The sequence below is a fragment of the Aeromonas sp. FDAARGOS 1416 genome (genome assembly GCF_019048085.1).
GTDB lineage: Bacteria > Pseudomonadota > Gammaproteobacteria > Enterobacterales > Aeromonadaceae > Aeromonas > Aeromonas veronii.
The window spans coordinates 4,387,791-4,414,122 of sequence record NZ_CP077301.1 but is presented as its reverse complement, the minus strand read 5'-3'; the positions used below and the strand labels follow the sequence as shown (position 1 = coordinate 4,414,122).

The window sequence follows — 26,332 nt, the reverse complement described above, 5'->3', positions numbered from 1 at the left end:
AGAGAGTGTTCCGAAGCTGGGATGATGTTAGCCCCAAGGCGCGATATCCATTTGCTCGACCTTGGGTTTTGTCTTGTTATGATGTTTATTCTGGTATCTCTTGCCGCACAATACCCGCCTCTGGCAGGAAAAACGCAAAGGCAGTGCGATACCATATCGGCAGCGTGCTGCGCCCATGCATAGCCAGTGTCGTGATGAGCACCATGCCCGCATGCGCCAGATGATGCGTTGCAAAGGGTGCAGCAAAAGCGGTTCGAGTGTACCCTGCGCAACACAATTTTCCCCAATGCAGATCAAGAGTGAGTCGCCTCAAATGCAAGATCCCGTTCGTCAGAGCATGTTGGCCCGCATGGGCATTCAAAGCTGGCAACTGCGTCGTCCGGCATTGCTGGGCGCAGCACCCGAGCCTGAGTTGGAGCAAGATGCCGCACAACCCGGCCAGACGACACCGGCCACCCGCGCTCCGCTGCCCAGCGGCAAACTCTGGTTGCTGGCGCCTCAGCTGCCTGCCACCACGCTGCTGGCGGATATCTGCCAGCTGCTCGGCATGACCCCCGACGAGGTCTCACTGCTCAGCGAGCTGCCGCCTGCCGATCTGCAAACGGCGGGCGCCCCCCCCCTGCTCTGGCTGACGGAGGCCAACCCCGCGCGGCCTGATGCGCTGATCTGCCCGCTCGCCCCCAGCGCCGCGCAAAAGCGCGCCCTGTGGCAACAGCTGCGCCAGCACCTTGCGGCCAGCGCGGCGTGACCCTGCATCATGCCGCCAAGACCCACTGAGATGCCGCTCTTTTTACCTGATTTTACAAATGCCGCCTCTGCCAACCCCAGTGCCCAACATCTTGCCATCCGGAGCCCCCATGCCTGAGTTTCGTCCCCTGCTCGAGAGCGATTTCGACTTTGTCTACCCCATCGAGCAAGCCGCCCACAAGGAGCCGTGGAGTGAGGCCAACCTGCTCTCCTGCTTCGGCCCTCGCTATCTCAACGGCTTGATGCTGGTCGATGGTTCCCCGGCGGGCTTCTATATCTCGGATCTGGTGGCCGGTGACAGCTCGCTGATGAACATCTGCGTGCATCCGGCGTTTCAGGGCAAGGGGTTGGGACGGGCGCTGTTGCAGGCCTATCTGGCGCGCAGCAAGCAAGCCGGGGCAGAGGCCTGGTTTCTCGAGGTGCGGGCCGGTAACCAGACAGCCATCAACCTCTACGAGAGCGCCGGTTTTGCCGAATATTGCCGCCGCGCCGACTACTACGGCACCGGCAACGACAGGGAAGATGCGGTGTTGATGTCGCGACTGTTCGATTTCGGCTGATCCAGCCTATTCGTCGCGCCCAAGCCTTTTGCCCCCCCTCAATCGAGGGGGGCGTTGTCCAGCGCCGGATCCTGCAAGGCCAGGGTGGTATGCACCACCGCCTCGAATCCGGCCCCGGAGAGCGGCATATAGAAGCCACGCTGCCAGGTTTTTCCAGGCATCCAGATCTGGTCGATATCCACCACTATCTTGATGGGTCTGAGGGGCTGCCCCGGCTGCTGAATATAGATGCCGGGCGGCGTGGCGACTTTGGGAAAGCGGCGCAGGATCTGCTCGCTGCCATCCCCCTTGCCCGGGTTGAGCCGCACTTTCACCAACCGGGCAAGCGGGCCAGCCATCTCCTTGCTCTGCCAGAATTTCTTCTCCAGATCGCCACAGCGGCGGCACTTGGGGGTCTCCAGCACATAGAGCAGCGGATAGCCCAACGCCAGCGCCTGTTGCTGCGCCTGCTGATACCCCTCGGCCCCCTGATACCAAGGATTGGCGGGCCCCTGTGATGACGTTCCGGCAAAGAACCAAAACGCAGCGCCCCCCACCACCATCAGCCCGACCGCGGCCAACGCCCCTTTCACCCACAGATTCATATCGTTAACCCTCTCTCTGCCTCCTAGCAGTATCGGCCAGTCTGAGCAAAGGGAGAGCTATTTGCGCTCTTTGTGATCCAAGACAAACGGCGAACACTTGTAAGCTGTAATGTTGGAGTTTAAACTCTAGCCCGATTTTTAGTGCCCTCGCGGGCGTACAACTGTAATTAAAGGATGTTTAACTGATGCCGAAGCTTCATCTGGTTCGACTGATGCGTGAACGTATTGCCCAGCTTGGCAACAAGGCTGCCCTGCGGGTTCAGCAAGATGGCCAGTGGCGCGCCATCGGCTGGCGTACTCTGGGCCAGGCCATGGACTACTGCGCACAGGCGCTGATCCGTGCCGGCCACCAGCCAACCGAAATGGTCGGCATCTATGCCCGCAACATGCCGGAATGGACCCAGGCCGATCTCGGCATCCTTGCCGCCCGCGGTGTCAGCGTCCCTATCTACCCCACCAGCACGCTCGATCAGCTGCGCTACATCGTCAAAGATGCCGGCATCAAGGTACTGTTCGTTGGCGAACAACCCCAGTTCGATCAGGCGCTGACCCTGCTGCAAAACGGCGAAATCCGCCAGATCGTCGCTCTCGATGGCAACGTCAATCTACGCGGCTGCGAGCAGGCGAGCCACTTCCAGACATTTCTGGTCTCCGGCAACCATCAGCCCAGCGAGCAGGAGCTGCGAGTACGGGAAACCCAGTACCGGATGGATGATCTGCTGACCCTGATCTACACCTCCGGCACCACAGGCGAGCCCAAGGGGGTCATGCTCGACTTCAGCAACATCGCTGCCTGTTTCGAGATGCACAACAGCCGTCTCGACCTCAACGAACAGGATGTGTCGCTCTGCATGCTGCCGCTCAGCCACGTGTTCGAGCGGGCCTGGAGCTACTACGTGCTCTATTGCGGCGCCGAGAACGTCTATATCCGCGATCCGCAGAAGGTGATGGATGTGATTGGCGAGGTGCAGCCGACCGTGATGTGCGCCGTGCCGCGCCTCTACGAGAAGGCCTATGCCATGATCCAGGCCAAGGTGGCTCAGGCTCCGGCTCTGCGCCGCGCCCTGTTTGGCTGGGCGACCCGGGTCGGAAAACAGATGGTTGCCACCCGTCAGGCGGGCAAGTCCGCTTCCCCGCTGCTCTACGGCCAGCTCTGGCTTGCCGAGCGACTGGTGTTTCGCAAGCTGCGCGCCCGCTTCGGCGGCCGCACCCGCTTTCTGCCGGTGGCGGGCGCCCGTCTGGCCGACGATGTGAACCTCTTCTTCCAGGCGATGGGGCTCAATCTCAAGTACGGCTACGGCATGACCGAGACCACCGCCACCGTCTGCTGCTACGAAGAGAGCCAGTTCAAGCTCGGCTCCATCGGCACGGCACTCAACGGCATCGAAGTGAAGCTGGGTGAGAACAACGAGTTGCTGGTGCGCTCGCCCACCGTGATGCGCGGCTACTACAACAAACCGGAAGCCACCGCAGAAGTGATGACCGAGGATGGCTTCCTGCGTACCGGCGATGCCGGTGAGCTCGACAGCCATGGTAATATCTACTTCACCGAGCGCCTCAAGGAGCTGATGAAGACCTCCAACGGCAAGTACGTGGCCCCGCAACTGGTGGAAGGGACCATCGGCAAGGATCGCTTTATCGAGCAGATCGCCATCGTCGCCGATGCCCGCCACTTCGTCTCGGCGTTGATCGTCCCCTGCTTCGAGTCGCTGGAGGAGTACGCCCGCTCCATCAACCTGCAGTACCAGTGCAAGACCGAGCTGCTGCGCCACTCCCGGGTAATGGAGTTCTTCGAAGCACGCATCGCCGACTTGCAAAAAGAGCTGGCCAAGTTCGAGCAGGTGAAGAAGTTCACCCTGCTGCCGAGCGCCTTCTCCATGGAGCTGGGTGAACTGACCCCCACCATGAAGCTGCGCCGCAAGATCATCGAAGCCAAGTATCAGAGCGAAATCGAGGCCATGTATAACCACGTCTGATATCGCTCAGGTTCAGAGAAATAAAAAAGCCGCTCACTCGAGCGGCTTTTTGTTGGCACCTTGGTTGGTACGAACCCGCCTTCAGGCCGTAGTGGTATTGGTACCGAAGTAGTCGGCCAGGAAGTCATCGAACGACAGGCTGTCGCTGCGCTCGCGCTCCCGCTGCTTGGCCAGCGAATCCTTCGCCTCACCGGCAAAGTAGGCCTCATCCCAGTACTGCAGCTCCCCTGCCAGCAGCTCCTCGCGATAGCGGGTCGCCAGCTTGTCGCCATAGCAGCCGTTGTCCTTGCCGCTCTCCAGCAGCTCCTTGAGCATGCGGGCGGAATAGGTGAGCTCGGGGTTGAGCAGCTTCTCGCGATGCATCGCCAGCGTCTCGCGATAGCGGTTGCGGCCGCAGCAGCGATCCAGCAGATCGGCCACCTGAGCCAGCTCGTCGAACAGTTTGAGGCCGTACTCTTTGAGGCCAATGGCATTGCCCTGCTCATCTTCCAGCGTCAGGCCGGGACGACGCCCTTCCAGCACCACCTTGTTCTGGTTGCGGCGGTTGCGGGCAATCTCCTCGTCACTCAGCACCGGAGAGGGGCGCAGCAGACACCAGACCAGGAACAGGTCGAAGAAGCGGATCTGATCCGCATCGATGCCGAGCGGGGTGAAGGGGTTGACGTCCACGGTGCGCAGCTCGATGTATTCGATGCCGCGCTGATCCAGCGCATCCGAGGGCTTCTCGCCGCTGCGCGGGGTGCGCTTGGGGCGGATCGGGGCGTATAGCTCGTTCTCCAGCTGCAACACGTTGTCGTTGAGCTGACGATACTCCCCATCCACCTTGACCCCGATCTTGGCAAAGTCGGGATTGTGGGTGTTGATGGCGCGGCGCAGGCTGCTGACATAGGCTGGCAGGCTGTCGTGGCTGATCTTGAGCCCAGCCTGGGCGCTGTTGGTGTAACCGAGATCGGAGAGACGCAGCGCGGTGGCGTAAGGCAGATAGAGGGTACCCTTGCCGGTATTCTCGAACGGCAGGTTGCTCTTGCGCCCTTTGAGGAAGGATTCGCAGATGGCCGGGGAGGCGCCGAACAGATAGGGCACCAACCAGCCGAAACGGTAGACGTTGCGAATAAGCCCCATGTATTTATCGGAGATAAAGCGCTGGCTGCAGCACCCTTCGCACACCAGATCCTGCCACTCGCTCCAGAAGCTGTCTGGCATGGAGAAGTTGAAGTGCACCCCGGCGATCACCTGCATCAGGCTGCCGTAGCGGTTCTTCAAGCCCTGACGGTAGAGGGTCTTCATCCGGCCGATGTTGGAGCTGCCGTACTGGGCCAGCCGGATACTCTCTTCCCCGCCGACGAAGCAGGGCATGGAGAGCGGCCAAATCCGCTCATCACCCAGATGCTGAATCACATGGTGATGGATGTCGCCGAGCTGCTCCATCAGGCTGTCGATGGAGTCGGTGGCCGGGGTGATGAACTCCAGCAGGCTCTCCGAGTAGTCGGTGGTGATATTGGGATGGGTCAGGGCCGAGCCCAGCGCCCGGGGATGGTCACTCTGGGCGAGTCGGCCATCCGGCGTGATGCGCAGGCATTCACGCTCGATCCCGCGCCGGATCCCCTTGAGCGCGGTGAGGCGCTCCGGTGATCCCAACGCATTCAGCAACTCGGTGAGCGACAAGCTTGTTGTAGTCATATTCACGGCTCATGTGAGGCCGCCCCATCCGGGGCGGCTCTTGATTTTTATAAAGCGTCAGTTACGGCAACTGCAGCGGATAGATGGGAAGATGAAGCTCCTTCAGGGGTTTTTCAAGCTTTTGCTTGTCTCCCACCACCACGATAACCATGTCGGCCGGATTGAGCCAACGGGCGGCACTGGCCTTCAGCGCCTCGGGCGACACCGTTTTGATCAGGTTGTTCTGGGCCTGCACATAGTCCGGTTTCAGGTCATACATCACCATCTGCAGCAGGAAGCCCGCCTTCTGGCCCAAGGTCTCGTAAGAGAGAGCATCCTGCTGGGAGACCGCGCTGCGCATATAGGCCAGCTCGACCGGGGTCGGGCCGCTCTTGCGGTAGTTGTCCATCTCCTTGAGGAACTGGCGAATGGCATCCACGGTCGCATCGGCCCGCACATTGGCGCCGGTGGCGAAGGTGCCCACCTCGCGGTTGGCGGAGAAACCCGAGCTGGCGCCGTAGGTGTAGCCCTTGTCTTCCCGCAGGTTGAGGTTGATGCGGCTGTTGAAGTTGCCACCCAGGTTGAAGTTCATCAGCCCGGCGGTGAAGTAATCCCCCGTGGTATCAAACGGCATGGCGCGGCGGCCGATGCGGATCACCGACTGGGGCGCCCCCGGCTTGTCGACCAGATAGATGCCCGGCTTGGCCTGCTCACCCTTGAGCTTGAGATCTCCCAGAGTCGGCGTGGCTCCCTTCCACTCGGTCAGGAAGCCAAGTTGCTCCTCGATCTGCTTCTGGTCCACATCACCGACCACCACCACTTTGGCGTTGGTGGGGTTGTAGTAGGCCTGATAGAAGTGCTTCACGTCCGCCAGGGTCAGCTTGGCCACATCGGCCGCTACCCCGTCGGTAGGTTGACCGAGGCGGTTCTGCTTGCCGTAGACCAGTTCGCGGAACGCCTGCCCGGCCAGCCACTCGGGCTGCTGCTGGGCCTGTTGCATCCCTTGCAGCAGCTGCGCCTTGACCCGTTCGAAGTCCGCCTCCCGCATGCCCGGGCGCTCCAGCACCTCGCGCACCAGCGCCAGGGTCTGGGGCAACTTGTCCGCCAGCGAGCTGACGGTGATGAGGTTGTTGTACTGGGCGCTGGAGACATCGATGCTTGAGCCCAGCTTTTGCAGCTCATCGCTCAGCTGAGCCTCGGTCAGGCGCACCGTGCCCTGCCCCATCATGGCGGCAGTCAGATTGGCCAGCCCCAGTTGCCCCTTATCTTCGGCACGAATGCCGCCCGGCAGGGCAATCATGATGGAGACGGCGGGGATCTCGTCACTCTTGGTACCGATGATCTCGATGTTCTTGTCGAGCTTGCCGTGCCAGATGGCGGGCACCTTGACGCTCACCGCCTCACTCGCCTTGGGTTGCACGCTGCGATCGAAATTGTCTTTTACCGGTCGTTCGGCCAGCGCCTCGTCATGCTTGCTGTAATCCGGCAGCTCGCGCTTGGCGGGGGTAAAGTTCGGGGTGGCAACCTGCCACTCTGTCTTGCCCTTGGGCACCACGCTCAGCACCACCGCCGGCTTGTCGGCGATGAACTTGTCGTAGGCGGCCTTCACCTGCTCCGGTGTCACCTTGCCGATGGCATCCAGCGTCTTGAACACATAGTTGGGATCCTGGGCAAACACCTGACCCATGGCGAGCTGGCTCACCTTGCCGGAGACGCTATCCAGACCCCAGATGGCTGAGGCGCGGTACTTGGCGATCGCCTTCTCCAGATCTTCCGGCTTGAGGCCGCGCTGGGCGAACTCGCCGATCACCTTGTCCACCTCCCCCTTGAGGGTCTTGAGGCTGCCATCCACCGACGGATTGGGATAGGCGTAGACGGTCAGGGTACAGGCCAGCTCTTCGCAGTAGTGGGACGCCCCCACATCGATCGCCTTGCCGGTTTTAACCAGCGACTGATAGAGCATGGAGCTGGCGGAACCGCCGAGCACGTCGGCAAACATGTCGAGCGCAGGCTCCTGCGGATCGCCAAGGGATACGGTGGGGTAACTGATATAGAGCAGCGGCAGGTGCACCTTGTCCTGCAGCGTCACGTAGCGGGTCTCGGGCAGAGTCACCGGCTTTGGCGTCGGCTCGGCCACGTCCGGACCGCGCGGGATGGAGCCGAAGTACTTCTCGATCCATTCGAGGGCCTGCTTGCTGTCAAAGTCGCCGCCCAGAGTCAGGGTGGCGTTGTTGGGGCCATACCAGCGCAGGAAGAACTGCTTGAGGTCGTTCACATCGACCCGGTCGAGATCTTCCACGTAACCGATAGGCTGCCAGGAGTAGGGGTGAGTACGTGGATAGAGCGCCTCCCCCACCTTCTCGCTCACCAGCCCGTACGGCTGGTTGTCGACCCGCTGGGCCCGCTCGTTCTTGACGGTGGCGCGCTGGATCTCGAACTTCTTCTGGCTCACCGCATCGAGCAGAAAGCCCATTCGATCCGCCTCCAGCCAGAGCACTTTTTCCAGCTGGTTGGCAGGCACAGTCTCGTAGTAGTTGGTGCGGTCCTTGTTGGTGGTGCCATTCATGTCACCACCGGCCTCGTTGATGATCCGCATATGCTCCTGATCACCGACGTGTTTCGAGCCCTGGAACATCATGTGCTCGAAGAAGTGGGCGAAACCGGACTTGCCGACCGTCTCGCGGGATGAACCGACGTGATAGGTCACATCGAGGTGCACCAGCGGATCGGAGCGGTCGGGGGCCAGGATCACGGTCAGGCCGTTGTCCATCTTGTACATCTGGTAGGGGATGGCGAGCTTGCCCTCCTCCTTGCCCTGTTCGGCGATCAGGGTCGGTGCCGCCAGCACCGGCAGGGTGAAGCCCAGCAGAATCGTTAAAGGTATGACTTTGTTCACGGTAACCTCGTGAGTGACAAAAACAGGCTAGAAAATGTGACTGGCCAGTAGAAAAACCAGGGCATAACGGAACAATTTGCCGAGCCCGATCAGAATGAGAGAGCGCCAGAAGGAGAGGCGCAGCCAACCGGCCAACAGACAGAGACCATCACCGACCACCGGCGTCCAGGCAAGCAGCAGACACCAGTGACCATGTTGTTTGAGCCAGCCTAAGGCTTTTTGTTCCCCACGGCCTTGAAAATCTTCCGGTTTTTTCTTGAAGGTGGCGAGCCAGCCGAGCCACCAGGTGGTCATGGAGCCGAGGGTATTGCCCAGCGTCGCCCACAGCAGCAGGCTCGCCATGCTCCACTCTCCCTTGGCCGCCATGGCCCCCAGCAGCACTTCGGAGCTGCCGGGTAGCAGGGTGGCGGAGGTGAATGCGCTTAAAAAGAGCCACCCCAGCCCCATATCCATCATCTCGCTCATCCGGGATAGCCGTCGGCCGCAGACATCCACAGCAGCAGCTTGCCGCGCACATGGCCCCCTTCGATGGCCTGATGGGCCAGCGCCCCCTCGGCCAAGGGGAATTCACCGGCGAGGGTGACCTTCACCTCCCCCTGACGCAGCAGCATCAACATCTGACCCAGCTGTTTCTGGTCAGGGTGAACCAGCATGCCGACCACCTCGATACCCGCCGCAGCCCCAGCATCCTTGATCTGCTGGGCGGTGATGGTGGGAACCGTCACCAAGCGGCCACCCGGCTTGACACAGGCGAGCGCCGCCTTGCCGCTCTCGCCGCCTACCAGATCCAGCACCAGATCGACCTGGCCGACCTCTGCCACCACCCGTGCTGGCCAGTTCGCGTCGTGGTAATCCACCATCCAGCGCGCCCCCAGAGCATGCAGGAAGCCATGGTTGTCCGGGCTTGCGGTAGCCACCACCTCGGCGCCATAGGCGCTGGCAAACTGCACCGCCAGATGGCCGACACCACCGGCACCGGCGAGGATCAAGACCCGCTGACCGCTCTGGAGGCCGCCGTGCTCAAGCAGCCCCTGCCAGGCGGTGAGACCGGCCAGTGGCAGCGCCGCCCCCTGCTGCAGGCTCACTCCGTCGAGCTTGACCAGCTCGCCTTCGCTTGCCACCACAGACTCCCCGTAGCCACCTGCGGTAAGGGGAAAACCGACCATGCCGCACACCCGATCCCCCTCGACCAGCGAGGTCACGCCGGGGCCCACCTTCTCCACCACGCCGGAGATATCATAACCCGGTGTCCAGGGCAGCTTGTCCTTGTTCTGGGCCGCCGCCCAGCCAAGACCGGCGCGAGTTTTGGCATCGATGGGGTTAACCCCCGCAAAGCAGATGCGCACCCGCACTTCGCCATCGGCTGGCACCTTATCGAGGGAAGGGTTGAGCTTGAGTACCGAGGGGTCACCGAATGCGGTAATCTGTAGTTGCGTCATTGCACAATCCATCCTGTTGATTGATCAAGGGTCAACAGAATAACAGCGAGGGCACCATGGCTCGAATGTTTCTTATTCCTCTGTTGCTGGCACTGGGGTGGTGGGCGTTTCTGCTCTACTTCCGCATCCCGCTCAAACAGGGGGCCAAGGGGTTTTACTGGATCATCGGCATCGGTGGCGGACTGGCCGCCTTCCTCAGCCTGATGATGGTGCTGACTCACTGAGTGCAACAGCCACTCGATAACGAAAAAGGCCACCGAGTTTCGGTGGCCTTCTCACTATCCGGGTTGCTGCTCCAGCGCAGGATTGAGGTAGTAGTGGCGATTGCTCCCCTGCCCCAGCACCCCTTGCGACAGCAGATGGTGGAACACCCGATCCACCTCCTCCAGCGAGAGTGACAGCGCCTGCGCCACCGAGCGCTTGCTGCACTTGAGCTCACCGCTCACCAGTGCACCGCGCACCTGCGCCAGCACTTCGGGGGCCGGCTCTGGGGGCATGATGGGCTCGGGCTGCGCCGCCAGCGCCAACGCCTCCTGCGCCTCTCTGCGAGCTTGCTCTTGCTGCCAGCGCCACATCCGGCGAAAGCGGTTCTCCTCGCCGATCAGGCTGACGAAGAAGGCACCGAACACGTCGAGCAGCACCGAGAGGAAGCAGACCAGCAGGAACTGCACCTGACTGATGCTCATCCCCACCCCGTCCGCCAGACTGCTCATCAGCCCCAGCATGGAGGATTGTTCGTTGACCGGCTTGGCATCGCGCTGCTGACGCAGCTCATCCTGCTGCAAGCGCAGCTTGGTGTTGGCGTGCTGCAACGAGGAAACGCCGCTGGAGATGCGCTCCAGCTCGATATATTTGCGGGCCGCCTCCTCGTTGAGCTGGATCTGCCGCTCGATGCTGGCGATCTGCTCGTCAAAACGGGCCAGTTCCCGCTCGTGGCGCGCCTGCTGGTTCAACACCGTATTGGTGGCGCTGTTGATGCCACCGATACTGCCGCCGATGGAGATGGCCGCCAGCACGCTGTAGAACAACAGCGACCAGAAAGCACCACTCAAATCCCGCCGCGCCTTGCGCTCGCCGTACTCGTACCAGACGTAAAACTTGCCCAGCTCGAAGATGATGGCCAAGCCGCCGAACAGCCACTTCATCAGCGGGTTGTCATCGATGGAGAGGAACAGCAGCAGGGAGAAGATAATGGAAGCCAGAATGGCCAACCCGGTGAAACTGTATACCGTCGTCAGAGCAAACCACCCCTTGGGGTAGCGCAATGTAGAGGAGTCCTGTGTGGTCATGATGAAGGGGTGTGCTGTGCAGGAAAAGTTGGCTGCCGATTATAGTCGCCAGACTCGCCCAGAGAAGGGCAAATGACTGAATTCCTTCAGATTGGCAACCAGCTGCCCAGAGTGCGACCAAAACGGACAAATCGGCAGCAGAAAAGCGATACAATCCCTCCCTGACTTGATCATGTAGTGAGATGGGGAACAGTTCCGCCCGGGTTCAGCTCCGGTCTGTACACTCATCCACCGTTGCAATTATCCGAGGCCATCATGAACAGTAAGACCACTTTGCTACTCTCCCTTCTCCTGGTTACCGGCAGCGCCGCAGCGACCCAGCAATATCAAGAGAGCAGTGGCTCCGAATTCTCCGTCGATGAGCTTAAATTCAATCTGGACTGGGATGACAAGCAGTTCGGCTGGACCCAGAACGACTGCCTCGACTTGGGGGTCGGCGAAACCGCCCCGGCCGACTGCAGGGCGGTCAAATTCAATCTGGAAGATGAAGAGAATCGCAACCAGCCACCGCAAACCAACCAGCTCCCAGCCAACTCGCAGAGTGGCCAATAACGACAGGAGTACCCTTGCAATGACCCAAGCCAAACACAACCCCGTTATCCAGCGCGGCGCCCTGCTGCTTTCCCTGCTGATGGCACATGGCATCGCGGTTGCGGCTCCGCCAGGCAAAAATAGCGATGGCATCAAGATCTCCGGTGATGACATCAAGATCAATCTCGACTGGGATGACAAAGAGTACGACTGGTGGCAGGACAACTGTCTGGATCTTGGCATTGGCGACAGCCGGATCAAACTCAACTGCGACAAGATGGATGGCAAGTATCGGGATCACTACAACCGCAGCATCCACAGTGGCAATAATCCCGGACAAGGTCACGACAAACAGAAAGATAAAAACAAGGGCAACGGCAAGAAGAACTGAATGCCCTCTCCTGATGCAACAGGGGCCTGGCGCCCCTGTGCTGATTTTTTTACCAATAATTCTCCGCACTGATATTGCCCGGCGCCCGCCGCAGATTCTTGGCCAACCCCAGCGCCAGCAAGGTCTGCTGGGTCTCTTTCACCATCTCCGGATTGCCGCAGATCAGCACCTGACTCAGCTCGGGTGAAAACTCCAACCCCACTCTAGCCTGCAGCTGACCATTGGCAATCGCCGCCGGGATCCGCCCTGCCATTGCATCGGGCCAAGGCTCGCGGCTGACAAAGGGGACATAGCAAAAACGCTCGCCATATTGCTCGGCAAAGCTGGCAATCAAACCCTGATAGCTCAGCTCTGCGCCTTTACGCACCCCGTGTACCAGCACCAGATTCTCGAAACGGTTGAAGGCCTCACCCTCGGCCAACATGGAGAGGAAGGGGCCGATGGCAGTGCCGGTCGAGAGCAGCCAGAGATCGCGCCCAGCGGGCACCTCATCCAGCGTCAGAAAGCCGGTCGCCTGGGATTGCACCAGCAGGGTATCGCCTGCTTGCAGCGAGCCGAGGGACGGAGTCAGCTCACCGCTCGGGATCTCGACCAGATAGAACTCGTGGTATGGCGCAGAGGGGGGATTGACGAAAGAGTAGGCGCGCTGAATGCGGCGATCGCCCTGCTCGAGGGCCAGCTTGGTGAATTGGCCTGCCTTGTAGGGGGCCAGCTCGGCCGCTACCCGCAGGGAGAACAGGGTGGGTGTCCATTCGATGCGTTCGATGACGCGACCTTCGACCCAAGCCATAGGGATCTCCTCCAGTGGAACAGAGCTTCACTCTACCCCCGGGCCGAAAAATAAAAAACCCGCGCAAAAGCGCGGGTTTTCTCTGCAAAAGCGAATCGCTATTACAGGGCAACAACCTGGATCTGTACGGTTGCTTTAACGTCAGCGTGCAGCTGAACAGCAACTTCGTAGTCACCGGTGTTACGCAGAACGTTGCCCATGCGGACTTCGCTCTTGGCAACGGCTACGCCGGCAGCAGTGATGGCTTCAGCCACGTCACGGGTACCGATGGAACCGAACAGCTTGCCTTCGTCGCCAGACTTGGAAGCGATAACCACGGTAGCCAGTTCGGCCAGCTTGGCAGCACGCTCTTCAGCAGCAGCTTTGTTGGCAGCCAGTTTGGCTTCCAGCTCAGCGCGACGAGCACCGAAAGCTTCGATGTTGGCCTTGGTGGCCATAACAGCTTTGCCTTGCGGGATCAGGTAGTTACGGGCATAACCAGATTTCACGGAAACTTGGTCACCCAGACCGCCCAGTTTGGCGATTTTGTCGAGCAGGATAACTTGCATTACCTTTCCTCTATAAATTTCGTTGAGTTAGGCTTAAGTGCCGGGCCGATTCTTACTTGTTGTGCAGATCGGTGTACGGCAGCAGAGCCAGGTAACGAGCACGCTTGATGGCGCGTGCCAGCTGACGCTGATACTTGGCGCGGGTACCGGTGATACGGCTCGGTACGATCTTGCCAGATTCAGTGATGTAGTTTTTCAGAGTAACGATATCTTTGTAGTCGATCTCGGTAACGTTCTCGGCGGTGAAGCGGCAGAACTTACGACGACGGAAATAACGTGCCATGGCCTTTATCCTCTAGTCAGTGATCCAGAATTACTCTTCGGAAGCAGCTTCAGTAGCTTCTTCGCGGCGCTCGTCGTCACGACGGGTGAAGCGCTCTTCTTTGGCCTTGGCCATCGGAGAAACTTCAGTCACGGCGTGCTTGGTGCGCATGATCATGTTGCGGATAACGGCATCGTTGAAGCGGAAGTTGGTTTCCAGCTCATCGATAACGGCTTGCTCTGCTTCTACGTTCATCAGAACGTAGTGGGCTTTGTGCAGTTTGTCGATCGGGTAAGCCAGCTGACGACGGCCCCAATCTTCCAGGCGATGAATGGTACCACCGGAGGTGGTGATGGCGCCGGTGTAACGCTCGATCATGCCGGGAACTTGCTCGCTCTGGTCCGGATGAACCATGAAGACGATTTCGTAATGACGCATTTTAGCTCCTTACGGATTAATTCAGCCTCCGCCCAGGTGCAGCCAGACCTCGGAGGCAAGGAACATAAAGGTGTTTAGTCGCTGCTTTTCTAGGGCGGCGTATTGTACGAAATCACATCCCTCACTGCAACTGACCGCCTTAAATGTTTTTCCCGATGGAAATCATCAGAAACAACAATTGATAATGATTATCACTTAGATCTATTCTCTCTCCATATCCTTATGGAGGGTGATGCCATGCAACCCGCACTGACGACTACGATTCCAGCCCGCAAATTCAAACTGACCCTGCTCGGGCCTGCCTTTATCGCCGCCATCGGCTATATCGACCCGGGCAATTTCGCCACCAATATTCAGGCGGGCTCTACCTTTGGCTACCAGTTGCTCTGGGTGGTGGTATGGGCCAACTTGATGGCCATGCTGGTGCAAACCCTCTCGGCCAAACTCGGTATCGTCACCGGCAAGAATCTGGCGGAGCACATCCGCGACCGACTGCCAAAACCGGCGGTCTGGGCCTACTGGGTGCAGGCAGAGATCATCGCCATGGCCACCGATCTCGCCGAATTTATCGGCGCCGCAGTCGGTTTCAAGCTGCTGCTTGGCGTGACCTTGCTTGAAGGGGCCTGCATCACCGCCGTGGTGACCTGGGGGATCCTGATGTTGCAATCCCGCGGCCAGAAACCGCTGGAGTTCGTGGTCGGTGGCCTGTTGCTGTTTGTCGCGGCGGCCTACATCGTCGAGCTGATCTTCTCCCGCCCCCATCTGCCCAGCCTGCTGGAAGGGGCTCTCTTCCCTGGTCTGCCCAACAGCGATGCCGTCTATCTGGCCGCCGGTGTGCTCGGTGCAACCGTGATGCCCCACGTTATCTATCTGCACTCGGCACTGACCCAGCACACGCAGGATCAGGGTTCAGTCAGCCAGCGGCTGCACACCACCCGGGTCGATGTGGCGATTGCCATGACTATCGCCGGCTTCGTCAATCTGGCGATGATGGCGATGGCGGCCGCCGCGTTCCACAGCTCGGGCCACCAGCAGGTAGCGGAGCTGGAATCCGCCTACCAGACCCTCACTCCGCTGCTGGGTCAGGCAGCAGCCACCCTGTTTGGCCTCTCGCTGGTCGCCTCCGGCATCAGCTCTACCGTGGTGGGTACCCTGGCCGGGCAAGTAGTAATGCAGGGGTTTGTCCGCTTTACCATCCCGCTCTGGCTGCGTCGCGCCATCACCATGGCTCCCGCCTTCGTAGTGATCGCCATGGGGCTCAACACCACCGAAATTCTGGTGTTGAGTCAGGTGATCCTGAGCTTTGGCATCGCGCTGGCCCTGATCCCGCTGTTGATGCTGACCGGCGATCGGGCGCTGATGGGGCAACATCGCAACCATCCGGTCACACAAGCCATCGGCCGCCTTATCGTTGCGCTGGTGATCGGGCTCAATGCCTATCTGTTGGTCGCCATGATCTAGCGAACCGTCAAACCGAGAGGAGGGGCTCATTAACTCTGGTTAATGAGCCTCTTCGCACTTTGGCGTATGCTGCCGCTTTCTCTTCTCATTTATCGTTGCGGGAGCCTTGCCATGGAACATACCCGAGCCAGCTTCGTACTGGGCCATCATCAGGAGCAGGCCAGCGTGGTCTGCTGCCAGCGCGGTGATACCACACTACTGGTCACCGACCTCACCCCCTTTCATCCCCAGAGCCACCTCTGGCCCGATCAGCCGGGGGATGTGGGCCATGCTCGCTGGGAAGGGGGCGAAGCCGCCATTGGCCCTTGCCGGATGGGGGCCATCAGCCCGGATGGCGAGCTGTTCGTCGATACTGCCATTCCGGTCAAACGGGGCGCTGAGGGGTGGCGTTTCGTGGTGGTCCATCCGCTGACCGGTGACCATGCGCTGACCGTTGGCAGCCAGGTCGAATTGCAAGTGGATAGCGCTGCCCGCCACGCCCTGAGTCTGGGTCATAGTGGCTGCCATCTGGCGGCGCTGGCGCTCAATCGAGTACTCACCCCCTACTGGCGCAAGGAGGTAAGCGAGTGCGATGCACTGGGCCAGCCCGACTTCGATCGTCTTGCTATTCAAAGCTCGCGGGTCGAGCCTTGCGGCTCACGGGAGCAGTACCGCATCGGCAAGAGCCTGCGCAAGAAAGGGGTCAACAGCGAGGCACTGCTGGCAGATCTGGCGCTGATTGAAGAGAAGGTAAACCAGCAGCTGGCCGACTGGATCGCAACCGGGAGCGAGATACGCCGCAGCCGCGCTGGCGAGGCGATCATCGATTCCCGTTACTGGCACTGCATGCTGGAAGGCCAGGAGGTGACCATTCCCTGTGGTGGCACCCATGTTGCCTCGCTCGCCGAGTTGGGGGAGGTCAAGGTAGAGCTCACACAAGTGGAAGAGGGCTTTGCCATGCTGACCCGGGTCACACCAACCGGCGCCTGAGTCGCAGACTTGACCACTCAGGGCTAACGCCCAAATTGGCAATAGAGAAGTATCGCAAATGAGGGGGCATCATCATGCCCCTCAACGCCCGTCATGACGGGCCGATGCTTCTCTTTTAACCACACTCTGATTAGAATGCGCCTCCCACAGGAGGCACATCACCCATGAGTAGTACCCAACTACGCACCACCCCGGATCGACTTCGTTATCTGGTTCTCTACGAAGGCATCGGGCTGGCACTGGTCGCACCGCTGATCAGCCAGCTGTTCGGTCAGGGCGTCGCCGAGGTCGGTTCGCTGGCCATCTTCTTCTCCATCGTCGCCACTGCCTGGACCTACGGCTGGAATCTGTTGTTCGACAAGGGGTTGCTCAAACTGTGCGGACGCACCAACAAGCGACCACTGGACCGCTTCCTGCACGCGTTTGGCTATGAGGCGAGCTTTATGATGCTCTCCCTCCCCTGCGTCATGTTCTGGCTCGATTTGGGAGTGTGGGACGCCCTGATGCTGGATCTCGGTTTCGTTGCCTTCTACCTCGTCTACATCATGGTCTTTACTTGGGCCTATGAGCGGATCTGGCCGCTGCCATCCAACCCGCAAACGGCATAAGGCCTCAGCCGCAACGAGGCTGACAGAAGGAACAGTCAGGAAGGACTAATCGGAAGGATGGGAGAATCCCATAAAAACAATGCCAGTCAGCAAGCTGACTGGCATTGGACAAAACAGACTTTCGGACTTACTTGACGGCGTCTTTCAGAGCCTTGCCAGCCACGAATGAAGGCACGTTGGCAGCAGCAATCTGGATCTCTTTACCAGTTTGCGGGTTACGACCGGTGCGGCCTGCGCGGTGGGTGACCTTGAAGGTGCCAAAACCGACCAGTTGCACAGCATCGCCTTCTTTCAAGCTCTGGGTAATACCATTGATGATCTCTTCCAGAGCCACTTTGGCCTGAGCTTTGCTCAGATCTGCTTTGGCGGCAATCGCATCGACAAGTTGAGCTTTGTTCATAACATTTCCTTTATGATCGGGCATTTAGCGCTGGGTCACTCTATGCAAAAAAAAACGCACAGGCAAAGCCTTTATCGAGCCGAACGCGTCAAACGCTGGGGTTTTCATCAAGATCTGCGGAAATAGTCACATTCCACACGCGAAAAACCGTGAGCAGGCCTGAAACCTGCTAGCACGCAGACACAATCCACTGACTATTTCTTCGCCACTTAACATTATCCCCCCATGGCTATTGACGCTTGCCCAGATTTTCCCTAGTTATAGGTTGTGTCACTGCTCAAACGGCTCGGAATACCGAACAATCGGCCAGCCTTTGCCCCACGGAGGGATAGGGATTATGTTGACGAAACTGGAACAGACCAAGCAGGCGCTGGCAGGCAAGCATAAGGCTATCGACGACTGGCTGGATGCAAGGCAAGCGTTGCTGGTCGGATACATGCAGCTGGCAGGCCTCACTCCGGCGCGGACCAAGCAACGCAGCCTGCCCAAAACAGAAGAGCTGCATCAGTTTTGCGACCGCCTGGTCGACTATGTCAGTGCAGGCCATTTCGAGATCTACCACCACGTCGTCACCGCCTTCGAGCAAGCCAGCGGCGAAACACTGGAGCTGGCCAAGCGCATCTATCCCCATATTCGTAACAGCACTGAATTCGCCCTCGAGTTCAACGATAAATACAGTGATGCCGACGAGGCCCAATTGCTGCTACTGGATGATGATCTCAATGAGTTGGGTCCGGTTCTGGAAGAGCGGTTCAAACAGGAAGATCGCCTGGTCAAGGCGCTTCATGTAGTGGAATCCTTGAGTACCCAGCAAGCCTGAATGCCATTTTCGGAGCAAGTTCAAGATACTGGCAACCAAGGTGGATTACACTCAGAGCAATGACCCTAGCGTCCACACTTATTGCATACAGGAGATGAGCATGTCTGAGCGCCGCCGTTTTGCACGGATCCTCTACTTGACCATGGCAGAACTCACCCAGGGGGAACAGAAGTGGCAGACCCAGCTTGTCGACGTCTCCTTGCAGGGAGCCCTGCTGATCCGCCCCGACGACTGGGAGAGCCGTGACAACAAGGAGTACCAGCTCAGCTTTATCCTGAGCGGTAGCGATATCGAGATCAAAATGCAGGTCGAGCTGACCCACGAAGCCAGCAAGAAGCTGGGGTTCTACTGCCACCACATCGATATCGACAGCGCCACCCACCTCAAGCGGATGATCGAGCTTAACGTCGGTGACGAAGAGCTGCTCCACCGCGAGCTGGAACAACTGCTGAGCGAACATCTGGAACATAGCCAGCCCTGATGGCAGGTTCCAGCCCATAAAAAAGAGCGCCGAGGCGCTCTTTTTCCGTTGTGCTGTTGTCTCGATTGCAATGCTGAGAAATTACAGCGCCTCGAGTGCCTCAGACAGCTTCTTGACCGGCACCACTTCCATCCCTTCGATGGGGTGCTTGGGGGCATTGGCGTGCGGCACGATGGCACGGCGGAAACCGTGCTTGGCCGCCTCCTGCAAACGCTCCTGGCCGGACGGCACCGGGCGAATTTCACCGGAAAGACCCACTTCGCCGAACACCACCAGATCCTTGGGCAGCGCCTGATCCCGGAAGCTGGAGACCATCGCCAGCAGCAGCGCCAGATCCGCACTAGTCTCCTCGACCTTGACCCCGCCAACCACGTTGATGAAGACATCCTGATCCGCCATCTGCAACCCGCCGTGACGGTGCAGCACCGCCAGCAACATGGCGAGCCGGTTGTGATCCATCCCCACCGCCACCCGCCGCGGGTTGGAGAGCTGGGAGTAGTCCACCAGTGCCTGCAACTCCACCAGCAGCGGTCGGGTACCCTCCCAGATCACCATGACGATGGAACCGGGCGCCTGCTCCTGCCCCCGGCTGAGGAAGATGGCGGAGGGGTTGCTCACCTCGCGCATCCCCTGTTCGGTCATGGCAAAGACCCCCAGCTCGTTGACCGCACCGAAGCGGTTCTTGTGGGAACGCAGAGTCCGAAAACGGGAGTCATGGCCACCATCGAGCAGCACAGAGCAGTCGATGCAGTGCTCCAGCACCTTGGGACCAGCCAGACTGCCATCCTTGGTCACATGACCCACCATAAAGATGGCCACATGATTCTGTTTGGCGTAGCGGGTCAGTAGCGCCGCCGCTTCACGCACCTGAGAGACAGAACCGGGGGACGATTGCACATCCGCCACATGCATCACCTGAATGGAGTCGATCACCATGATCTGCGGCTGCTCCTGCTGGGCAATCAGGCAGATCTGCTCGACGCTGGTCTCGGAAAGCATCCGCAGCTTGTCGGTGGGCAGCCCAAGGCGGTTGGCCCGCATCGCGACTTGCTGGAGCGACTCCTCACCAGTGACATAGAGGGTTTTCATCCGTTCAGCAAGACCACACATGGTCTGCAGCAACAGGGTCGACTTGCCCGCCCCTGGGTTGCCGCCGATCAGAATGGCCGAGCCTGGCACCACACCACCACCAAGCACCCGATCCAGCTCCTTGAAACCTGAGGTAAAACGGGGAATTTCGGTGGTGGCAATCTCTGCCAGTGTCTGTACCTGACTGCCGACCGCGCCGGCATAACCGGTGTAACGGGCACTCTTGCCAGCGGGGCTCACCGAGCCGAGGCGCACCTCGGTGATGGTATTCCACTCCTTGCACTCGCTGCATTGACCTTGCCAGCGTGTGAAGTCGGCACCACATTCGGAACAAACATAAGCAGTTTTATTTTTGGCCATTGATAACTCGGGGACAGGATGAATTCCTGCTTGATATACTTGTTTGCGACCGACAGATCAAACCCAGAATCGGAAAAGTGACTTTCCGTGGCAGGAACAAATGGATTCAGAACACCAGCAACATCTGATTGAACAACTCGTCCCCTTGCTGCGGGAGAAAGATTTCGAGGAGATCTTCAACCGCATGACTCAGGAGGAAAACAGCAACAGCCGTTTTCTGATCAAGATGGAGCTCAAGCGCAAGTGCTCCCCCTGCCGCAGGGTCATCGACATGCGCGATGAGCTGGAGGATGAGTGCCTGGTGCATGAGTTCGACGGCATCACTCACTTCATGCCCGCCGATGCGATTGCCCTGTTCCAGTCCCAGTGCTATCTCTACCGCGATATCTATACCCTCGGCGTCTACGAGGCGCTGCAACAGTGGCAAAAACAGCACCACAACGCCCGCGTGGATGGTCAGCTGTCGCCGCCTGCCAGCCCCTTCCGGCAATATGATGTCAACACCATTGCCTTTGCCAGCTACTACGGCCGCCGTCAGGAGCGGATGCACTTCAGCTCGCCGGTGCTGATCAAGTTTCAGGACGGAGAGAAGTTGTTCGCCAAGAGTTCCGATCTCTCGCTGGGTGGCATGAGAGTCTCGGTACCCTATCTGCCTAACTATCACACCGGCGCCCAGGTGGAGGTCTTCTTTACCGGACTGGAGCGGGACACCCCCAATCCGGTGCTGCACCAGCCGGTCGGCTATCAGATCCTCGGCGAAGAGAGCAAAGAGGGGAAATACTGGCTGCGGCTGGTGCGCTCCGGCGAACAGCCAGCCTTTGATGCCTTCCTCAGCGACTTTATCGATGCCAACAAGATCCGCTATCGGGTCAGCGTCGACTATCTGCTCTCCGCCGCCATCATCAAGGGGTATGAGCAGTTCTACCTGCCGCGGATGACCGGCATGCCGCTCTTCTTCGGCACCGGCGACAGCCCCAATCTCGAGATAGCCCTGCGTACGGAAAACAACCAGCACCTGCTGGAGTATTGGCGCGATGAGAAAAACCGCGATGCCCTCGCGGGCCTTTTCAGCGCAGAGCGGATGAAACGGCTCTGCCCGGCCCCCGGCACCACCACCGAGACCATCATCTACTGCTTTACCCACACGGTGCGCAGCCACATCTACTTCTTCTCCGCCACCGCCGAGGAGCTGCGCCAGAGTGGCCTCACCGCCCTCTTCTTCCAAGTGGGCTCACGCCGCCCCAGCTGGCGTGTCTACAAGTTCACGCTGGAGGCATGCGATCTGATCGAGGCGGATGTGGGGCAACTGCAGGGGCAGGACAACCCGCAGTTACAAGACATCCTGCTGCTCGAGCGACTCAAACAGATCGGCTACTGCGGTCTGCTGCAGGAGATCGGCCTGGAGTCACAGCGGGAAGAGTTCCATCAGGAAGGGGTCAGCAACAACGCCAACGAGCTGCAACGCTTTGGTCACGAGCAGGGGGTTGCCCCGTTCGAGATCGAGACTCTGCACTATGTTCAGCTGCGCAAGGAGTCGCGCTACATCCACAAGACCGCGGTCGCCATCCATCACAACGGCAAATCCTGGATCGGCTGGACCCGCGACATCTCGACTCACGGCCTGCAAATCGAGCTGGAAGATGCCTTTATCGGCGAGAAGAACGATGTGGTGACCATCGCCCTGCCCCGCTTGCAGGAGCTCTCCAAGAGCATGGATCTGCAGCGCCTCTCCTACCGGCTGGTCAGCCTCAACATGACCCGCACCGTGCTGCACCTCTGCATCGAAGGGGATTCGGATCGCCATACCGGCCGCCAGTTCTTCAGTCTGCTGATCGAGAGCAACCAGAACAAGCTCAAGGCAGCGCAGGAGCAGCGTCGCTATCGCGGGCTGGCGCGGGCACTGCGCAACATCTACACCCACCACCTGTTCAACTCGCCGGTCTACGTCAACAAGCTGAAAGGCGCGCCCAAACCGGCCTCCATCGGCAAGTCTCTGCAACCGCGCAGTCTGCAGCGGCTGCTGCAAGCCTGTGCCGAGCTGCCGGAGCAGGAGAACCTCTACCCGCTGTTTCAGGGGGAGCTGCTCAAGGAGCTGCTGATGAACCCGTTGCGTGCCATCGAGCGGGAGGACAAACCGAGAGAGGACGAGGTCTATATCGCCAGCATCCAGACCAAGGCCGGCCTGCCCATCTTCAGCAGCCGGCTGGCCAGCAGCTTTGCCAACGTCAAAGAGAAGCGTCAGTTCATCGAGCTGGCGCAGCAACAGGGGGAGTTCTACTCGGTGCTGGTCGGTATCTCCCGTACCGGACGGCCCGACACCAACTTCATCGCCAACGAGCTGGACTACATCGCCAAGTTCGCCATCCACAAGGCACGCAAGCTGGAAGAGGAGCTCTGGAGCGTGGTGGGGGTAGGCGAACTGACCGATACCACCCAGGCCACCCTGTTCCGCTTTGGTATCACGCCGCCGCTGAACTGAAGATCCGGAAACAGACAGAAATGAAACAGGGCGCTCGAGGCGCCCTGTTTTTTGTCATGCCGCCTGCGGGTTGAGCAGCCAATCGAGGATCTGGGGGAAGTGATCCTCCTGCGCCTGCGGAGCGGTCAGCATGTTGATGTGGTCATAATCGAGGCGGTTGCCATTGTCCCGCCCCAATCGGGTGTGACGCGTGGCCGAACCCATCTCGTCGCTGAAGCGGCGCACATCGGTCGGGTGACCCAGCACCTTGTCCGCTTTGGCCGAAATCATCCAGAGCGGTGGCCAGTTGACCCGTGCCGCAGCCTCATCATAGGCAAAACCGTCGTGAGGATCCTGCCAGGGGCCGCACTTGACCCAGGGGATGGTCTCCTGCAGATAGCGCAGCGGCTCGTCGTCAGCACCGATCTTCAGAGTGCGAGCCGCCAGAAAACCACGGCGGCGAGCCAGCCAGGGGGCCAGCCGATTCCAGATCAGATCCACCTTCAGCCAGCGCTCGGGATTGTGCACCGACACACCGCGCTTGGTGCCAAAAAACAGCAGGCTGGCCACCTGATCCGCCAGCTCGGGGAAGCGCACCAGGGTCGAGGCCATGATGACCCCCCCCCAGGAGTGGGCCACCCAATGCACTTTGAAGCCATGATGGCGCTCTGCAATCCAGCGCTGCAGGGCGGGCAGATCCTCGGTGATCAGCTCATGCTGACCGTGCTCTGCCTGCTCGGCTATAGCCGGAGTGCTGAGCCCCCGCCCCCGCAAATCAGCCACATAGACCTGATAGCCGTGACGGGCCAGAAAGCAGGCCAGCCCCTTGCCCGATTCGGTATAGAAGATCCGCCCGTTCTCGATGGCGCCATGCACCATCAGGATCGGCTCGCCATGCACGGCGACCCGGGGTTTGATGTGGCGCACATGCAATTGATGGCTACCACAGGGGATAAACAGAGACTGCTGCAACAATTCCATTTTTTATTGGTTTCCTCCTTGAAACACTGTTAGCGCTTGTCCCAGCGTTGCTCGCTGCAGGCCCGCGCCGCCAGCAGGCAAATCACCCCCTCCAGATCGTGATGATTGAGGGTGGCCGCCGCCTGCGCCCGCACCAGCGGCTTGGCGTGAATGGCAATGCCAAGGCCCGCGACCCCCATCATTTTGAGATCGTTGGCACCATCGCCGATGGCCACGGTCTGGGCGGCAGCAATGCCGTACTCCTGAGCAAGCTGCTGCAACACCTCGGCCTTGACGCTGGCATCGACGATGCGCCCACTCACCTTGCCGGTCAGCTGGCCCCCCTCCACCGCCAGCTCGTTGGCGAAGATGGCATCGAGCCCCAGCTCACGCTGCAACTGGCCAGCAAAACGGGTAAAACCACCGGAGGCGATGGCCACCTTCCAACCCGCCCCTTTGAGGGTATCGACCATCAGCTGCAAGCCCGGCATCCAGGGCATCCATGCCGCCACCTCGTCGAGGATGGCGACCGGCGCCCCTGCCAGCAGGGCCACCCGATTACGCAGACTGTCGGCAAACTCCAGCTTGCCCTGCATCGCCGCGGCCGTCACTGCCGCTACCTGCTCGCCAACCCCGGCAAGCCGGGCAATCTCGTCGATGCACTCGATGCGGATCGCGGTGGAGTCCATGTCCATCACCAGCAGGCCGGGCTCGTTCAGGGTCGGTAGCGCGGGCAGATGGCAGAGATCGATCTCCCACTCACCGCTCTTGAGCTCGGCCACCAGCTCGGCAGAGAAGCGATCGCAGCCAAGCAGCAGCAACGGCACGCCCGCCACCTCGGTGGGAGGATAGAAGGTGGCCGCCAACCCCTGTGCAGCCAACAGTGGCGACAGACGCGCCAGATGGGAGGCACCCAGCCCCTTGCCAAACAGCACCAGCCAGCCGCCCGCCTGCGGGGTCTCTGTCGGTTGCAACGTATCTGCGTGGAGCTGCCAACAAGGTGAGCCTGACAACAACGCGGGCCAATCGGATAACAGAGGGGGGAGCCGGGACAACAACATAAGGGATACGCCTTCCTTGGTGATCAGGGGGTTAACAATGCTGGCCCAGAGTAGCGTATTGCTTTTTGTACAGGCAAGCGCCAAGATCCCGCCACTCCTTGTTACCAGAGGTCTCACGCTTGCAGCGTCATCTTCCCATCAAACGTGTTCTCAGCCTGGGTGCCGGTATCCTGCTCGGATGCTGGGTGCTCGGTGTGCTTATTCATATGCAGGGTGAAAGCCAGGCCTCGCTGCACAGCGAAGCGCGCAACCGGGCGCAGGCGCTGGTCGCCTATGCCGCCCGCGACATGAAACGCTGGATCAAGGAGGAGAAGAGCAGCGAACTGGAGCGGCTGGCGCGGGATCTGGCAGCCGAGCCGGAGATCCTCGATGCCACCCTCTACGATGGACGCGGCATTCCCCTCGCCCAGTCTGAGCAGGCGGTGCCGCTGGAGAGCCTGCTGCCCATCGGCAGCGATAACAAGTCACTGCCGGAGCAGGGCAAGGGGCGGATCCAGTTCGTACAGGAGATCCGGGATGGCGAGCAGACCATCGGCTTCCTGCGCATCACCCTGGAAGAGCAGCAGATGCTGGCAGACAAGGACACCCGGCTCAAGGTGGTGCAGGAGAAACAGCGCCTGATGCTGCTGGTCGCCCTGCTGGCCGGAGTGCTCATCTCCTACGGCGTGCGCCGCAACTACATGCGGGTGCGCAAGCACAAGAAAAAGAGTACGCCCCCCTCGCCACCTCCGGAAAACTGATGGCGCAACCAGAAAGCAGATACAAAAACGGCGGCCAGAAGGCCGCCGTTTCTCATTCGCAAGGGGATTACTTGTCGCCCAGCAGGACGGAATCCAGTGCGATTTCGATCATGTCGTTGAAGGTCAGCTGACGCTCTTCAGAGGTGGTCTGCTCGCCGGTACGGATATGGTCGGAGACGGTGCAGATGGTCAGTGCCTTGGCACCGTACTCTGCGGCTACGCCGTAGATACCGGCGGCTTCCATCTCGACACCCAGGATGCCGTATTTTTCCATGACGTCGAACATGGAGGGGTCCGGAGTGTAGAACAGGTCGGCGGAGAAGATGTTACCGACGCGCACGGCAACGCCCTTGTTCTTGGCGGCCTGCACGGCATTGGCAACCAGGTCGAAGTCGGCGATGGCAGCGAAGTCATGATCCTTGAAGCGCAGACGGTTTACTTTGGAGTCGGTGCAAGCACCCATACCGATCACCACATCACGCAGTTTCACGTCTTCACGCACGGCGCCACAGGAGCCCACACGGATCAGGGTCTTCACACCGTAATCGGTGATCAACTCTTTTGCGTAGATGGAGCAGGACGGGATACCCATGCCGTGACCCATGACGGAGATACGACGGCCCTTGTAGGTACCGGTAAAGCCGAACATGTTGCGCACGTCGCAGATCTGCTCGACGTTCTCCAGGAAAGTTTCAGCGATGTACTTGGCGCGCAGGGGGTCGCCCGGCATCAGCACGGTATCAGCAAAGGCGCCATCTTTCGCATTGATATGAGGAGTTGCCATTCTCTTGATTCCTTCACACTAGGTTGAGTTT

At 59.9% G+C, this 26,332-nt stretch carries 28 protein-coding genes; 13 read left to right on the top strand and 15 right to left on the bottom strand.

Annotated features, from left to right (window positions below):
* The first annotated feature begins 313 nt into the window (after positions 1 to 313).
* On the top strand, positions 314 to 748 hold the full coding sequence (locus tag I6L46_RS20190; protein WP_216976909.1) for a DNA polymerase III subunit psi: 435 nt from the start codon (positions 314 to 316) through the stop codon (positions 746 to 748).
* A 109-nt stretch (positions 749 to 857) separates the two neighbouring features.
* The gene (gene rimI / locus I6L46_RS20185) at positions 858 to 1,307 is read left to right on the top strand and encodes a ribosomal protein S18-alanine N-acetyltransferase (protein WP_040067507.1); all 450 of its coding nucleotides are present in this window, start codon (positions 858 to 860) and stop codon (positions 1,305 to 1,307) included.
* A 38-nt stretch (positions 1,308 to 1,345) separates the two neighbouring features.
* On the opposite strand, the gene I6L46_RS20180 is transcribed toward rimI, so the two are convergent.
* A complete protein-coding gene (locus tag I6L46_RS20180; protein WP_005340504.1) occupies positions 1,346 to 1,891 on the bottom strand; it encodes a hypothetical protein in 546 nt (181 codons plus the stop codon).
* Between the two features lie 185 nt (positions 1,892 to 2,076).
* Here I6L46_RS20180 and I6L46_RS20175 point away from each other — a divergent pair, with 185 nt between their 5' ends.
* On the top strand, positions 2,077 to 3,867 hold the full coding sequence (locus I6L46_RS20175) for a long-chain fatty acid--CoA ligase (RefSeq protein WP_216976907.1): 1,791 nt from the start codon (positions 2,077 to 2,079) through the stop codon (positions 3,865 to 3,867).
* An 81-nt stretch (positions 3,868 to 3,948) separates the two neighbouring features.
* On the opposite strand, the gene gshA is transcribed toward I6L46_RS20175, so the two are convergent.
* The 4 genes from gshA to I6L46_RS20155 form a co-directional block, all read right to left on the bottom strand.
* Positions 3,949 to 5,547 carry a glutamate--cysteine ligase gene (gene gshA / locus I6L46_RS20170; protein ID WP_216976905.1) on the bottom strand — a complete coding sequence of 533 codons (1,599 nt, stop codon included), beginning with the start codon at positions 5,545 to 5,547 and terminating at the stop codon, positions 3,949 to 3,951.
* A 61-nt stretch (positions 5,548 to 5,608) separates the two neighbouring features.
* Positions 5,609 to 8,422 carry a pitrilysin family protein gene (locus I6L46_RS20165; RefSeq protein ID WP_216976903.1) on the bottom strand — a complete coding sequence of 938 codons (2,814 nt, stop codon included), beginning with the start codon at positions 8,420 to 8,422 and terminating at the stop codon, positions 5,609 to 5,611.
* 27 nt (positions 8,423 to 8,449) lie between these two features.
* On the bottom strand, positions 8,450 to 8,887 hold the full coding sequence (locus I6L46_RS20160) for a YqaA family protein (RefSeq protein WP_058058683.1): 438 nt from the start codon (positions 8,885 to 8,887) through the stop codon (positions 8,450 to 8,452).
* Positions 8,884 to 9,861, bottom strand: a complete 978-nt coding sequence (locus I6L46_RS20155) for an NADP-dependent oxidoreductase (protein ID WP_216976901.1) — start codon at positions 9,859 to 9,861, stop codon at positions 8,884 to 8,886. The genes I6L46_RS20160 and I6L46_RS20155 overlap by 4 nt, the downstream gene beginning before the upstream one ends.
* Before the next feature lie 56 nt (positions 9,862 to 9,917).
* On the opposite strand from I6L46_RS20155, the gene I6L46_RS20150 reads away from it, so the two are divergent.
* Positions 9,918 to 10,085 (top strand): hypothetical protein, encoded by a 168-nt coding sequence (locus I6L46_RS20150; RefSeq protein WP_005308905.1) that lies wholly within the window; start codon positions 9,918 to 9,920, stop codon positions 10,083 to 10,085.
* A gap of 54 nt (positions 10,086 to 10,139) precedes the next feature.
* Here the strand turns inward: I6L46_RS20150 and I6L46_RS20145 are convergent, their stop codons facing one another.
* Positions 10,140 to 11,150, bottom strand: coding sequence for a Preprotein translocase subunit SecY (locus I6L46_RS20145; protein ID WP_216976899.1), 1,011 nt, complete (start codon positions 11,148 to 11,150; stop codon positions 10,140 to 10,142).
* 255 nt (positions 11,151 to 11,405) lie between these two features.
* On the opposite strand from I6L46_RS20145, the gene I6L46_RS20140 reads away from it, so the two are divergent.
* Positions 11,406 to 11,702: a hypothetical protein gene (locus tag I6L46_RS20140; protein ID WP_005348982.1), complete on the top strand. Its 297-nt coding sequence runs from the start codon at positions 11,406 to 11,408 to the stop codon at positions 11,700 to 11,702.
* Between the two features lie 19 nt (positions 11,703 to 11,721).
* On the top strand, positions 11,722 to 12,072 hold the full coding sequence (locus tag I6L46_RS20135) for a hypothetical protein (protein WP_160880914.1): 351 nt from the start codon (positions 11,722 to 11,724) through the stop codon (positions 12,070 to 12,072).
* Between the two features lie 49 nt (positions 12,073 to 12,121).
* On the opposite strand, the gene I6L46_RS20130 is transcribed toward I6L46_RS20135, so the two are convergent.
* The 4 genes from I6L46_RS20130 to rpsF all read right to left on the bottom strand — a co-directional run bounded on the left by I6L46_RS20130 (position 12,122) and on the right by rpsF (position 14,110).
* Positions 12,122 to 12,862, bottom strand: a complete 741-nt coding sequence (locus I6L46_RS20130; RefSeq protein ID WP_139410280.1) for a ferredoxin--NADP reductase — start codon at positions 12,860 to 12,862, stop codon at positions 12,122 to 12,124.
* 101 nt (positions 12,863 to 12,963) lie between these two features.
* Complete coding sequence (gene rplI, locus I6L46_RS20125) at positions 12,964 to 13,410, bottom strand: 50S ribosomal protein L9 (RefSeq protein WP_005340490.1); 447 nt, start codon at positions 13,408 to 13,410, stop codon at positions 12,964 to 12,966.
* Between the two features lie 52 nt (positions 13,411 to 13,462).
* Positions 13,463 to 13,693, bottom strand: coding sequence for a 30S ribosomal protein S18 (gene rpsR / locus I6L46_RS20120; RefSeq protein WP_005308890.1), 231 nt, complete (start codon positions 13,691 to 13,693; stop codon positions 13,463 to 13,465).
* A 30-nt stretch (positions 13,694 to 13,723) separates the two neighbouring features.
* Positions 13,724 to 14,110, bottom strand: coding sequence for a 30S ribosomal protein S6 (rpsF, locus tag I6L46_RS20115; RefSeq protein WP_005308887.1), 387 nt, complete (start codon positions 14,108 to 14,110; stop codon positions 13,724 to 13,726).
* A gap of 237 nt (positions 14,111 to 14,347) precedes the next feature.
* Between rpsF and I6L46_RS20110 the strand changes: the two genes are divergently transcribed.
* From I6L46_RS20110 to I6L46_RS20100, 3 genes are all read left to right on the top strand, one after another.
* The gene (locus tag I6L46_RS20110; protein ID WP_005358049.1) at positions 14,348 to 15,571 is read left to right on the top strand and encodes an Nramp family divalent metal transporter; all 1,224 of its coding nucleotides are present in this window, start codon (positions 14,348 to 14,350) and stop codon (positions 15,569 to 15,571) included.
* Positions 15,572 to 15,682: 111 nt separating this feature from the next.
* A complete protein-coding gene (locus tag I6L46_RS20105; protein WP_216976897.1) occupies positions 15,683 to 16,540 on the top strand; it encodes a hypothetical protein in 858 nt (285 codons plus the stop codon).
* A gap of 164 nt (positions 16,541 to 16,704) precedes the next feature.
* Positions 16,705 to 17,148 carry a PACE efflux transporter gene (locus tag I6L46_RS20100; RefSeq protein WP_005358045.1) on the top strand — a complete coding sequence of 148 codons (444 nt, stop codon included), beginning with the start codon at positions 16,705 to 16,707 and terminating at the stop codon, positions 17,146 to 17,148.
* Between the two features lie 127 nt (positions 17,149 to 17,275).
* On the opposite strand, the gene hupA is transcribed toward I6L46_RS20100, so the two are convergent.
* Positions 17,276 to 17,548 carry a nucleoid-associated protein HU-alpha gene (gene hupA / locus I6L46_RS20095; protein ID WP_005340484.1) on the bottom strand — a complete coding sequence of 91 codons (273 nt, stop codon included), beginning with the start codon at positions 17,546 to 17,548 and terminating at the stop codon, positions 17,276 to 17,278.
* 337 nt (positions 17,549 to 17,885) lie between these two features.
* On the opposite strand from hupA, the gene I6L46_RS20090 reads away from it, so the two are divergent.
* Both I6L46_RS20090 and I6L46_RS20085 read left to right on the top strand, forming a co-directional pair.
* A complete protein-coding gene (locus I6L46_RS20090) occupies positions 17,886 to 18,368 on the top strand; it encodes an Rsd/AlgQ family anti-sigma factor (RefSeq protein ID WP_005348975.1) in 483 nt (160 codons plus the stop codon).
* A 100-nt stretch (positions 18,369 to 18,468) separates the two neighbouring features.
* Positions 18,469 to 18,849: a PilZ domain-containing protein gene (locus I6L46_RS20085; protein WP_005340482.1), complete on the top strand. Its 381-nt coding sequence runs from the start codon at positions 18,469 to 18,471 to the stop codon at positions 18,847 to 18,849.
* An 81-nt stretch (positions 18,850 to 18,930) separates the two neighbouring features.
* Here the strand turns inward: I6L46_RS20085 and radA are convergent, their stop codons facing one another.
* A complete protein-coding gene (radA, locus tag I6L46_RS20080) occupies positions 18,931 to 20,298 on the bottom strand; it encodes a DNA repair protein RadA (RefSeq protein ID WP_005340481.1) in 1,368 nt (455 codons plus the stop codon).
* A 100-nt stretch (positions 20,299 to 20,398) separates the two neighbouring features.
* Between radA and I6L46_RS20075 the strand changes: the two genes are divergently transcribed.
* The gene (locus I6L46_RS20075; protein WP_058056750.1) at positions 20,399 to 22,777 is read left to right on the top strand and encodes a PilZ domain-containing protein; all 2,379 of its coding nucleotides are present in this window, start codon (positions 20,399 to 20,401) and stop codon (positions 22,775 to 22,777) included.
* A gap of 54 nt (positions 22,778 to 22,831) precedes the next feature.
* Here the strand turns inward: I6L46_RS20075 and I6L46_RS20070 are convergent, their stop codons facing one another.
* Both I6L46_RS20070 and serB read right to left on the bottom strand, forming a co-directional pair.
* Complete coding sequence (locus tag I6L46_RS20070) at positions 22,832 to 23,737, bottom strand: alpha/beta fold hydrolase (protein ID WP_139461336.1); 906 nt, start codon at positions 23,735 to 23,737, stop codon at positions 22,832 to 22,834.
* 29 nt (positions 23,738 to 23,766) lie between these two features.
* Positions 23,767 to 24,777, bottom strand: coding sequence for a phosphoserine phosphatase SerB (gene serB / locus I6L46_RS20065; protein WP_216976895.1), 1,011 nt, complete (start codon positions 24,775 to 24,777; stop codon positions 23,767 to 23,769).
* 119 nt (positions 24,778 to 24,896) lie between these two features.
* On the opposite strand from serB, the gene I6L46_RS20060 reads away from it, so the two are divergent.
* The gene (locus I6L46_RS20060) at positions 24,897 to 25,517 is read left to right on the top strand and encodes an AhpA/YtjB family protein (RefSeq protein ID WP_005340472.1); all 621 of its coding nucleotides are present in this window, start codon (positions 24,897 to 24,899) and stop codon (positions 25,515 to 25,517) included.
* 67 nt (positions 25,518 to 25,584) lie between these two features.
* Here the strand turns inward: I6L46_RS20060 and deoD are convergent, their stop codons facing one another.
* Positions 25,585 to 26,301 (bottom strand): purine-nucleoside phosphorylase, encoded by a 717-nt coding sequence (gene deoD / locus I6L46_RS20055; protein ID WP_005340471.1) that lies wholly within the window; start codon positions 26,299 to 26,301, stop codon positions 25,585 to 25,587.
* Between the last annotated feature and the right edge of the window lie 31 nt (positions 26,302 to 26,332).